The following is a 12,297-nucleotide window of genomic DNA, read 5'->3' on the forward strand; positions in this document are numbered from 1 at the left end:
TATTTTGCTTTACGAGCGTACTCTCATAAATGACCTCTCAGATTCTATGATACAGCAATTTTTCGTTAATTTAATTCTCAAAAATCCCCAAATCTGCGCGCAACTCATTGCGCTATAATCCGGCAGCTATACAGATTACAACAAAAAAAGCTGCAACTGATTGCATAATGCTATCAGTCTGCAGCTTCCATTTTCTGATCATTATCTTTTATAAAAATAGCAGGTATCCTGCCATACCTTAGAGTACGAAGATGCTTTTTCCTCTCATTTACAATCTTCTTCTCATTGTCATCAAGGCATCTTTGAGCTTCTTCTATAAGCTCCTCCAACCTTCTCTGTTTGGCCTTCTCATTCTCCAAAAGAGACTGTAGTATCATAACACGCTCCGCTTTGTCGGATTTCTCCCATTTGGCCTTTAAAAACATAATGGATCTGTCATTTGCCTGAAAGTCAGGAAATATATCCGGATTGACCTGGGAAAAAGAAAAATGCTCTTTTCTAAGTTGGTCTAGAACATCAGCCGCACTGCGACTATCTTTACTATTTTTCATGTAATGTACCTTTCTACATCCCCTAAACGTACGTAATAAGTATATCCCACATATCTTACAGTTATCAACAGCTTGGTAATGTTTTTACTGTTTTTCTGCCTTTTGGTCAATGTATCTTTTGATTTTTGTATACTATTTACAGTTTTGACTTTTGAGATACGTGAATCTATAATTAAATTGTGGTTTTGTGTACATTTCCATCTTTAGGAGGATACACTTTTTTATGAAGCGTACTATGACCTCTAATCTGCTGCCGGGCATGGTCCTTGCAGAAAATGTTTACACGTACAATAATGACCAGCTTATTCTTCCAAAGGGCGCTGTCCTGGATGATAAGTCAATTGCCAAGCTGGAGTTCTATTCTACTGTCAATGTACTTGTTGAAGATGAAATAGAAGAAGTATCCCAGCCATCTATTGATGAACTCCAGACTCTTTCTTATGCCCAAAGGCTCCAGCAAACAACGGAGTTCAAACAGTTCAAGCAGGACTTTGAGGCTGCTGCATCTGATTTTGAAAAGAATATCAATAATGTTGTTCATAACGACAAACCTATTGACGTTGATGCTCTTACAGCTCCAGTAATGGATCTTATAAATTCCACCAATGGTCCTTCGAATGTTTTTGATATGATGCATTCACTGCGTCAATACGATGACGCAACATATACTCATTGTATTAATGTTGCGCTTATTAGTAATATCACCGGCCAGTGGCTCAAGATGTCTGAAGAAGATATAATGACTCTGACTACCGCAGGTCTTCTTCATGATATAGGCAAACTTGTCATCCCCGAGCAGATCATTACCAAACCGGCTAAACTTACAGATTATGAGTATACAATTGTACAGACTCATCCACAGGAAGGCTATAAGATATTAAAGAAATCCAATCTTGATCCTCATATCAAGAACGCCGCTCTTATGCATCATGAGCGCTGCGATGGTTCAGGATATCCCCTTCATCTTCAGGGACCTCAGATAGATCCTTTTGCCAAGATCGTTGCTATCGCTGATGTCTATGATGCTATGACAAGTGCAAGAGTATACCGCGGTCCTTTGTGTCCTTTTGTTGCAATATCACTTTTTGAAAGTGAAGGACTTCAGAAATACGATACCAACGCTATCATGACCTTCCTCAGTAACATTGTTAATACTTACCTTTTGAACCGTGTCCGTCTTAATAACAGGCTTGAAGGCGATATCGTATTTATTAACAGAAACCATCTTTCACGGCCTACTATCCGTATTGGTGACAAGTATATAGACCTTACACAGACACCAGATCTATACATCGAAGAAATAATATGAAAACTAGAAATTATACACTTGATAACGCTAAAGCTTTTGCTATTTTTGTGGTCGTTCTGGCACACGTGCTTAGGGACGGCCGCTATTTTACTTATTTTGTTCCTGCTTCAGTACCGGTCTTTTTCCTTCTTTCAGGAATCACCTACCATCATAGTTCATCTTTTTTGAACTTCATTTTAAAGAAAATAAAAACCATCGTTGTACCTTACCTGTTTGCCGGAGTCATAAGTATCATTATATTTGCATTTTTGGGAAGATACGCGTCTAATCTTCTTCATGAAGATATATCAACAACCAAAGTCCTTCCTAATATTCTCTTCTTGCTCTATGGCAGTGGTAAATCCGGCCATATGAAATGGAATAATTCACTATGGTTCCTTCCTTGCCTTATGGTGATCATGCTACTTGTCTATCTGATAGAGACAATCGTAGCCAAATTAAAAAAGAGCCGTTTCCACAGCCTTATTATTAGGATCATTCTTAGTCTTTTTTGTCTATATATAGGATTGTATCTTACAAGGAAATTAAATGGCATCGCACTTTGCTGGCATATAGAAACTGCGCTATGCAACGTGATATTTACCGAGATAGGTATCGTCATAGCACCTTCAGTATTATCTGCTACAATATTTTCAGATCATACCTGCCATAATGCTATACAAAGACTGATAAATAGACTATTAACATGCAAAGCCATAAGGGCTATATTCTTTTTTGTTCTTGCATTAGTTTTTTCATATCTCAACGGAGAGACAAGCGCCAGAACTGATGAATACGGCATTAGCTTTATACTATATTTCCTAAGTGCTATATGCTATGCTATTAGCTATCTGTATGCCGGAAGCCTAATTGGATCAAAGCTTTCTGCGATAACATATACAGGAATGAATACTCTCCCTATACTTTTATGGAACAAGTATCCTGTTATAGTATTTCAGACACTAATAGGTAAGTTCTCTAATATACTTGATCATCCTGATACTCCGGCAGCACTTATTGCAGCTGTCGTCCCCGCCATCCTTGTGATCATCCTATGTCTGCTTGCTGGCAAAATTCAGAAAAAATTTCTCCCTGTAACATTGGGAGTCCGGCCAGGAAAATAAAGTAACTAAAACTATCTGCTTGGGTGATATAGCAAGTCACATTGCTGACAGTAAAAAAAACAGCTTTAAAGCTATCAATCATGTGATGCTTTAAAGCTGTTTACTAATTTTATGCCATTTTAAGTTCGAATTTCCTGACTTCCTCGTCAGTATTAACTTTCTCAATCTGGGCACCAAGTTCTCTCAACTTGATATCGAAGTCTTCATATCCTCTTTCGATATAATGAATATTGTCTATAGTAGTAAAACCATCAGCTGTAAGTCCGGCGATTACAAGTGCTGCTCCGGCACGAAGATCCGGAGCTGATACATCCGCACCGGAGTATCTCTCTACGCCATTGACAATTGCTGCGCTTCCCTCAACCTTAATATTGGCACCCATTCTCATGAGCTGATCAACATACTTGAAACGATTCTCAAAAATACTCTCTGTAACAATACTGATGCCACTTGCAAGACCTAAAGCTACAGTTATCTGAGGCTGCATATCTGTAGGAAATCCCGGATAAGGAAGAGTCTTAACATGTGTAGCTATAGGACGTCTTCTTGCCTCTACTCTTACTGCATCATCAGATTCATGAATCACGCATCCCATTTCGATAAGCTTAGCCGAAATAGACTCAAGGTGCTTAGGTATAACATTCTTGACTATAACATCGCCTCTTGTAGCAGCGGCAGCTACCATAAATGTTCCTGCCTCTATCTGATCAGGAATAATAGTATATTCGCTACCATGAAGCTTCTGAACACCTTTTATACGTATAACATCTGTACCTGCGCCCTTGATATTAGCTCCCATACTGTTAAGGAAGTTGGCTACGTCAACAACATGAGGCTCCTTGGCAGCATTCTCAATAATAGTCTGTCCATTGGCCATAGAAGCTGCAAGCATTATATTGATAGTAGCTCCCACAGATACCATATCCAGATATATATGGCTACCGACAAGCTGCTCTGCCTCTGCATTGATAATAGCATGCTCGATATTAACAGTTGCGCCAAGTGCATTAAAGCCCTTAATATGCTGGTCAATAGGGCGAAGTCCTATATCGCATCCACCCGGGAGAACAACCTGTGCATGTTTATACTTGCCCAAAAGAGCTCCTATAAGATAATATGATGCCCTCATCTTCTTAATGAACTCATTCTCAATCGTATGATTACATACATGGGAAGCATTGATCTTAACACTATGTCTGTCTATGCGCTCAACAAAAACACCAATGCTCTCCATAGCCTGAAGGAGAATGTTGGTATCCCTTTCATCAGGCATATTGTCAATATATACTGTATCATCAGTCATGATCGCTGCAGCCAAAATAGCCAGCGCTGCATTCTTAGCACCGCCTATCTCAACTTCACCTGCAAGCGGATTACCACCTTTAATGACATATCTTTCCATAATTCTCTCTCATCTGCATACATGGCGTCTTTGCCACTTCTGCCTGATACTATGATACTATGCTTTCAACAACTACTCGCACAAAAAAGTATTATAGCAACGAATAGCACTTTTTGCAACTCATACAGCACATACACTAAACTTTGTTTTTATCATGGTTAAAGGGGCATCACCCTTATCAATACAAGTAATTGAGCGGGTTGACCTGAACTCCATTAATTAAAATCTCAAAGTGAAGATGTGCACCGGTACTTACACCCGTATTACCACTAAGAGCTATCTTCTGTCCCTGGGATACATGATCTCCGACAGATACTAAAATCTTGGACAAATGTCCATATCTTGTCTGTCTTCCATCGGGATGATCTATATAGATAACATATCCATATCCTGATCCCCATCCCGCTCTTGAGACAACGCCTCCTGAAGAAGCCATAACTGCTGTTCCAACAGGAGTTGCCCAGTCTACACCTTTATGGTAAGTGCTGGCGCCTTTAGTAGGTCTTGATCTATAACCAAATCCCGAACTAAGTCTTCCGCCAGAAATAGGCTTGATATATGTAGGAGGTACTATTGTTCCTCTTTCGACTATTTTGGCAACAGCCTCGTAGATTACCTCTTCTTTGATAGTCTCCTGAGACACCTCTTTGTCATTCTCGTAATAATTAAGAACTATGGCATTGTGACGTCCATCTGAAGGTTCCTGCAAGACAACAGATTTGGTTGTATACCATGAATCATTGTCCACATACTGAACCTCAGCCTGATAGTCCTCTTCCAGATATTCAAGCTCAGTTCTTACAACTGTAAGCTCCGGTTCCGGAACTGTTACGATGATCTCATCTTCAACTCTTATGATTGAGTTTTCATTTTCAATAGTCGGATTCATTGCAACAAGATCATCTACAGTCAGATTGAATTTGGCTGCGATAGATCCCAGTGTATCTCCGCTCTGAACCTCATATATCTGGTTAGTTTCCTGATCTTTGGTTACTTCTTCTATGGCAGATGCAAGATCAGTAAGCTCATTCTCAGGAAGATATGCTTCTACAACCTCTACTTTGTCACCAAAATCAAGAGTCTTAACACCAAGATCATAATCATCAAAATCCATATCATCTGATGAAAGCTCTGTATCTTCCATGAATACTTCATCAAGATAAGCTGCTATTCCATAAGATTTAAATTCACTTATAGAACCTGATACATCAAAATAGTTATCTACAGAAGAAACAACTTCAGTAGTAAGGACATTGACCTCTCTGTCAGGGTCAAGTATCAGTGTAGCTTCGAACTCATCGTCATAATCATACTTATCAAGTGCTGCATTAAGGATTTTTAATACTTCTTCCTTGGATGCTACATTAACATAGAAATCGTTGATCTTAATCGTATAGCACCTTTTAAGCGTATCCTTTTCATTTTGCACCAAAGCATTTTTCATCCTGTTTATGACATCATCTGAACTATCCATCTTCTGCCATACGACATGATCACCTGTTATCTCAATATCTGCCTTAGCAAGCACAAGCTCAGTATTATCAAGCTGTAAAAGTCTTCTTGCTTCCCTTAAATATTCATAAGCCTGATCTTCTGATGAAACCATTCCTACATTTTCACCATTGAGAGTAACATAAAAAATATTATCTTCCGAAAAATCAGCTCTGATAAAACTAGGTATAAAAAACAGCCATACAAATGCAAAGAAAAGTGATGCTCTTATAAACCAATATCCTATTTTTCTGTAATGTTTGGTAATATGTTTCATTTAAAAATGTAAAAACCCCATAATATTTAATACATTAATGCCTATACCGATCAGCACAGCAATCAGTGTGATGACGCTGACAGTTGTACATGCATGATTTTTGTCTATTGCAAGCTGAAGTTCTTCTATCTTGTGTGACAGTTCTTTCTGCTTCTCAGAAAGGCCTTCAAATGCTCTTTGAAGCTGACCTGAAGTCTCATCTGCAACGCTCACTGCAAGATGATCATTCTCATCCAGGATACGCTTTATAATATCTTCTGTGAGTTTCTTATTCTCATCCTGTGATGATGCCTGAACATTCCTGTAGACCTGAACACCAATATCATGAGTATATTTGTGTTCTTCATCAAGCCTCTTATAAAGAGATTCAATAAATGCCTTATTCTTATCTTCTATACCATTATTAAAGGCATCATAAAGACTCTTGTTATTATCTTCTATTCCTCTTCCAAGAGCATCAAGTAGCGCTCTGTTGCTGTCTTCAAATCCGCCGCTAAGGGACTCTAAAAGTGTCTTATTACCGTCAGTTATATTCTGACTTATATTTTCAAGAAGCTTTTTGTTCTCGGCATTATCTGTATCTTTTGTATTATCATCAAGCTTCGAGGATATTTTGTTCATTAAAGCTGTAAGTTCATCCGCAGTTTTATGAATTGCTTCCATCTCCTCCTGATACTGCAGGGTCTGTGTACGAAGCCTTTGTGTTTCAGCAGCTTCAGCTGCTGCATTAGCCTTGATCATTTCTGCTGCGCTTATCTTATCTGCAAGCTTATCCATTATATTATCCACTATCCTTTCTCCCCATGTCCTGCTGTCTTTTTTCAATGCTGTACCTCCAAAAACAAGTGTAGATTTTTGTGAATATTGCACAGTACTTTCTAAAGATGCGACTATTTTTTGTGCACGTTAACTGAGTCTTTACTACTTGTTCATATTTTATACATAAAACATGTCTATATTAAATATATAAATGATTCAGACAAACAGATAGATATTTTTTCATAATAGCCCGGGTGCCGAAAGGTGCTCGGGCACTCCTCATTAATGGCTTTTCTTGAAGCTTTATTCCTCTTTCTGGTTCTTGATCTTTTCAGCAATCTCCAAAATCTCGTTGTTAAGAGAAAGCATACGGGCATCAAGCTCCGATACCATATGTGCACATTCTAAAAGCTCTGTATTAATATGAGTTGGGGCGTTGCCTTCAAACTTGTACTGAATCTTGTGTTCAAGTGAAGCCCAGAAATCCATTGCTACTGTTCTAATCTGAATTTCGACTTTAGTATCGATGATACGATCAGACAGGTATACCGGAACAGTGACTACCATATGATAGGATCTGTAGCCACTTGCCTTGGGATTCATAATATAATCCTTGACTGCTATTATCCTTATATCGCTTTGATTGCTGATGATATCGGCGATTGTATAAATATCGTTTGTAAAAGAGCATATTACTCTTATGCCGGCAATATCATTGACATATTTTACCATATTTTCAATGGTAGATTCATAGCCATGGCGTTTTAATTTTTTGACTATACTTTCTGATGTCTTGATCCTTGCCTTGATATGCTCAATAGGATTATAACGATGAACCTGTTGAAATTCATCATTTATAATCTCTATCTTAGTATTGATCTGTTTAAGTGCTGAATGATAGACGAGTGTAACCTGCTCCCAGGTATGAATATCCTGCTCGTTCCCTATTTTAAGCTCCAAGATTTTTCCCTCAATTATAAATTATTTTTTGCAATCCATAGCCCCCAAAGGTAGCCGGGAGCCCGCATTATCCGACCATTTCACCCCTAACATGATCAGAAATCTCTTCTTATTAAAAAGATGTTTTGAATTCTATCCCTCTTATATCTTACATTCAAATGGGTATATTTGGCAAATATTACATAACTTTATAACCCTATATCACGAGCAAAGAAAGTGGCTAATTGTTCCAGTACTCTTTATTAAGACTACAAGCCCTTACAATGCTCTTGGGGAGCCTGTTATACATTTTACCAAGTCTAAATCCCACATACCTGCTGCCTACAAGGAGTATATAGTGCGGTATCCTATAAGTTTTATGCATATCCTGAAGATATCTGATCGTACCTTTGACCATTTTCATGCCTTCAGACTCATTGGACAATCCTTCAAATATCTCCGGATGATCTTTTTGAGATACACCTATGTCAAAATTCCTGTGGAACTGCTGCATACATGTATAGTTATGAGAATGTACAACTCCAGCGCGAGGAACATATCTTGTCGCATATCCTGCCTTTATAGCTGTTCCCGCATATACCATATCTTCATTGAAGATAGCTTTTCTTATGAATCCTCCAAGCTTGTCATATATGCTGCGCTTATACATGGCACATACATTAGAGCAAAAATATGTTTTGATTCCCAGTTTTTCTACATCAGCTAGTGTTTTCCTTATTGAGGTTACTGAATAGTTGAACTTTCTGGCATAAAGCTCTTCTGGATTACAATCAGGTCTGGGAATCTGCCTTGCATATGAGACAGCCAGCTGATCATCACCGTCAAATGCCTTCACAAGCTCCTCTATAAGATTTCTATCTGCAGGGATAGCATCCTGTGTCATACACATAAAGTACTCTGCATCTGAAAACAAAACGCCCTCATGTCTTGTGCGTCCATGATCAAATTCCTGTTTGGACAGATGAAAAACAGTCACATTTGGATATCTAAGCGTTAGCTGCTCGTCACTTATAAGCTTTGCAAGTTCCTGTGCCTGCGTATTCATTAGGATGATCTTTGAAGGCTTTATGGTCTGCTCGTTCAGCCTGTCCAAGAGAGTAAATAGTTCTTTATTAGGTTTATATGTAGGTATTATCACATCAATATCATACATGCTGGTATCTCCCATCAGGCTCTATACTATAGCCACATTTTATGCTCATCACATGTAGCCTGTTAATCTACATGCCACGAGCCGGAGTATATCCCCGGCTCGATTATGCAAAAAGCCTTTAAGGCTTTAATGATTATTATATTTATGATCAAGATTTTAGATCAATATTTTAGATCAATATTTTAATCAACAGTCTTACCTGTGTAATAGTCTTAGTTAGACATTCCTGCTGTCTTACCTGATATATATTCACTATATTCCTTGACAGTGTCAGAACAGGTATAGCCCTCTTCTCCAAAGAGGAATTCATGAAGCCATACAACATTGGATTCAAGTGAGATAGGTGCTACAACACTTGCTTCTCCAACTTTACCGGTTGCACGCATTGATTCCTGAGGGAATCCGTCCTCTGCAACAATTGAATAACTGCTTATCTTACCAAGAAGCTCGACTATCTTGGAAAGCTCAAGTGATGTTGCCATCTCATCAAATACCTTGTTGGCAATATTAGTAAGAGTATCTGTATCTGCAGTCTTAGCCTTGTCCATGATAGCCTGGATAACTTCTCTCTGACGTGCAGCACGTGCAAAGTCGTTACCTGCTGTATATCTGATACGGCAGTAAGCTGTAGCCTGAAGTCCATCTAGAGTCTGCATTCCTGTTGTTGTTACTTCTTTGTAGGAGATTCCAAGCTCTTTAGCCATTGTCTGCTGATAGTTGTTGATATGAAGTATCTCTGCATCATCAACTTCTATTTCTACACCGCCCAGATCATTGATGATATCTGTAAGACCACCAAATCCTATAGTGATAAAGTCTGTGATATCAAGGTCGAGGTTAGTATTGAGCATGTTTATAGCCTGCTGAGGTCCGCCATAAGCATATGCTGCATTACACTTACCATAACCCTTGTCATTCTGCTGGTTAAGATATGTATCACGATATACTGAGCAAAGCTTGATCTCGCCTGTATCCTGATTAATAGAAGCTATTATGATACAGTCAGAACGTGTTCCTGATGAGAGGATTCCTTTGGTTGAGTCAACACCAAAAAGTGCTATGTTCCAGTAGCCTTTCATCGACTCGTTGTTCTTAACTGATTCAGCGATATTCTGATCAAGCTCTTCCTCGTCAACCTTAACTTCTGTTACGTTGGTAATACCTGCTTTGATAAATACAAAATAAGCAGTTACACCAAGAATAGCTATTATAAGAATCTCAGCTATGATGATAGCTATAGTTTTGTTATTATTCTTCTTTCTTCCGCGTCCCTGTGAAGAAGGTCTTCCATTCTGAGAATATCCGCCTTGAGGTCTAGCTCCCTGCTGTGGGTATCTTCCCTGAGGTGCTCTGCCCTGAGAATATCCACCATTTTGATATCCATTTCCCTGTGAATAACCGTGTCCCTGAGGTGCTCTACCCTGAGAATATCCGCCCTGAGGTCTTGCTCCCTGCTGCGTATATCTTCCCTGGGGGGCTCTGCCCTGAGGTGCTCTTGAACCCTGAACCGGTCTTCCGTTTCCATTATTCGAAGGTCTTCCCTGCCCGTTTGATACAGTCCTTCCTGAAGGTCTGCCATTATTTGATGATCTGTTATAATTTCCTCTTCCGTCATGATTATCGAAATTAGACATGCCATTCTCCTTTACCGCAATCCAGTCAGATAATGTATGGTCATACTGCGGTTACCAATAAAACATTTCTCCCTTGACCACCTGTCTATTTTGCCACAAAATGCTTTTTTATACAAGTATTGCAACTTAAACGTAGCTTAAATGCTTTTTTAAATTATATACTTTTTGTATACTTTATGTTCTCAGGACTTAATAGGCATTCTTTTTGCCATGGAAGAAAGTTCCAAAAAGAATCTTGAGATCAAAGCCAACAGACCAGTTCTCTATATAATAGATATCATAATCTATACGCTTACGGATTGATGTATCTCCTCTATAGCCATTGACCTGAGCCCATCCTGTTATGCCTGGGCGGACCTGGTGTTTGACCATATATCTTGGTATCTCTTCCCTAAACTTCTCAACAAACTGCGGACGCTCCGGTCTTGGCCCCACAAGTGACATAGATCCAAACAGAACATTAAAAAACTGCGGAGTTTCATCAAGGTTATGACTTCTTAGATATCTGCCTATCTTAGTTACTCTAGGATCATTTTTGGTTGTCCAGCCCTTAGCTTCTTCTTTGGTTGTCTGTACTTCCATAGTACGGAATTTGTACATCATGAAGTTCTTGCCGTTAAGCCCGACTCTTTCCTGTTTAAATATAATGGGTCCCTTTGAAGTAAGCTTAATACCTATAACTGCAAAGAGCATTACAGGGCTGTAGCATATGATAGCTACAAGAGCGCCTATTATATCAATGATCCTTTTTACTATTCTATTACCGGTATCTGTAAGAGGCACATACCTTATATTGATAACAGGAAGTCCCTCTACGTCCTCTGTATAAGGACTGCTTGGGAATAAAGATGTATAGTCAGGTATGAACTTGGTGTGGACTCCGGACTTTTCACAGCAGGCTACAAGCTCTTCAAGCATATCGTAGTGATCAAGTGAAAGAGTTATCGCTATCTCATCGTACGAATTAGCGCTTATAAGCTCGCTAAGCTGATCGATGGTTCCTATGACTCTGACGCCATGATAAGCAGTTCCAACAGGTATCCTGTTATCAAGTATTCCGTTTATCGCATAGCCCCACTGAGGATTTTCTTCTACTCTGCTGATGTATGCTTCTGCAGATCTTGAATATCCAACAAGGAGTACGTGCTTTAAGTTATATCCTTTTTTCCTCATAAAGCGTAGAACTCTTCGAACTGCATATCGGGACAAGGACATAACGATTATATTAACTACAAAAAATACTGCAATGAGTTTTCTGGAGAAGTGATCCTGGTGAACCAGGTACAGACCGCCTACAAATACTGCAACACCGATAACATTGGCTTCTATTATGTTACGGATCTCACTTCCAACCTTACCGGATCTTCTTGGCGTATACAGATTAGTGATATTATAAAGGACAAGATAAGCAGGTACCAGTAGATAAAGTACGCTAAAATAGACTTCTCTTGGAAGCGCAACTTCAAGCTCATAGCTATCAACAAATATGGAATAAAACCTTATATAATATGACAGCACGTATGCGACAACAATTGTCACCGCATCCACCAGGACCTGTATCCTGTTGAGCTGTTTCTGATTGTTCTTTATCATAACACTCCGTCCCCTGACCGCACTTTTGCCTTAAGTTGCCTTAAGTTACCTTAAGGCATCCTGCC

General features: G+C 39.1%; 10 protein-coding genes. 2 read left to right on the forward strand and 8 right to left on the reverse strand.

Going from position 1 to position 12,297, the window contains the following annotated elements; all coding sequences use genetic code 11:
• Positions 1 to 173: 173 nt before the first annotated feature.
• Positions 174 to 551, reverse strand: coding sequence for a hypothetical protein (locus tag I7804_RS00285; protein WP_022758349.1), 378 nt, complete (start codon positions 549 to 551; stop codon positions 174 to 176).
• A gap of 223 nt (positions 552 to 774) precedes the next feature.
• On the opposite strand from I7804_RS00285, the gene I7804_RS00290 reads away from it, so the two are divergent.
• Positions 775 to 1,860 carry an HD-GYP domain-containing protein gene (locus I7804_RS00290; protein WP_248404345.1) on the forward strand — a complete coding sequence of 362 codons (1,086 nt, stop codon included), beginning with the start codon at positions 775 to 777 and terminating at the stop codon, positions 1,858 to 1,860.
• On the forward strand, positions 1,857 to 2,963 hold the full coding sequence (locus tag I7804_RS00295) for an acyltransferase family protein (protein ID WP_248404346.1): 1,107 nt from the start codon (positions 1,857 to 1,859) through the stop codon (positions 2,961 to 2,963). Before I7804_RS00290 ends, I7804_RS00295 begins: the two co-directional genes overlap by 4 nt.
• Positions 2,964 to 3,072: 109 nt before the next feature.
• Here I7804_RS00295 and I7804_RS00300 read toward each other — a convergent pair whose 3' ends face one another.
• From I7804_RS00300 to I7804_RS00330, 7 genes are all read right to left on the reverse strand, one after another.
• On the reverse strand, positions 3,073 to 4,365 hold the full coding sequence (locus I7804_RS00300; RefSeq protein WP_022755372.1) for a UDP-N-acetylglucosamine 1-carboxyvinyltransferase: 1,293 nt from the start codon (positions 4,363 to 4,365) through the stop codon (positions 3,073 to 3,075).
• A 178-nt stretch (positions 4,366 to 4,543) separates the two neighbouring features.
• On the reverse strand, positions 4,544 to 6,133 hold the full coding sequence (locus I7804_RS00305; protein ID WP_248404347.1) for a M23 family metallopeptidase: 1,590 nt from the start codon (positions 6,131 to 6,133) through the stop codon (positions 4,544 to 4,546).
• A complete protein-coding gene (locus tag I7804_RS00310; protein WP_143057250.1) occupies positions 6,134 to 6,922 on the reverse strand; it encodes a hypothetical protein in 789 nt (262 codons plus the stop codon). It abuts the gene before it with no gap.
• A 273-nt stretch (positions 6,923 to 7,195) separates the two neighbouring features.
• The gene (locus I7804_RS00315) at positions 7,196 to 7,852 is read right to left on the reverse strand and encodes a GTP pyrophosphokinase (RefSeq protein ID WP_022755369.1); all 657 of its coding nucleotides are present in this window, start codon (positions 7,850 to 7,852) and stop codon (positions 7,196 to 7,198) included.
• A 220-nt stretch (positions 7,853 to 8,072) separates the two neighbouring features.
• Positions 8,073 to 9,005, reverse strand: coding sequence for a glycosyltransferase family 2 protein (locus tag I7804_RS00320; RefSeq protein WP_081357075.1), 933 nt, complete (start codon positions 9,003 to 9,005; stop codon positions 8,073 to 8,075).
• Positions 9,006 to 9,217: 212 nt separating this feature from the next.
• Positions 9,218 to 10,639 carry an LCP family protein gene (locus tag I7804_RS00325; protein WP_248404348.1) on the reverse strand — a complete coding sequence of 474 codons (1,422 nt, stop codon included), beginning with the start codon at positions 10,637 to 10,639 and terminating at the stop codon, positions 9,218 to 9,220.
• Positions 10,640 to 10,828: 189 nt separating this feature from the next.
• Positions 10,829 to 12,232 carry an undecaprenyl-phosphate glucose phosphotransferase gene (locus I7804_RS00330; protein ID WP_022758342.1) on the reverse strand — a complete coding sequence of 468 codons (1,404 nt, stop codon included), beginning with the start codon at positions 12,230 to 12,232 and terminating at the stop codon, positions 10,829 to 10,831.
• Positions 12,233 to 12,297: the final 65 nt, after the last annotated feature.

The sequence above is a fragment of the Butyrivibrio fibrisolvens genome (assembly GCF_023206215.1).
Lineage (GTDB): Bacteria > Bacillota > Clostridia > Lachnospirales > Lachnospiraceae > Butyrivibrio > Butyrivibrio fibrisolvens_C.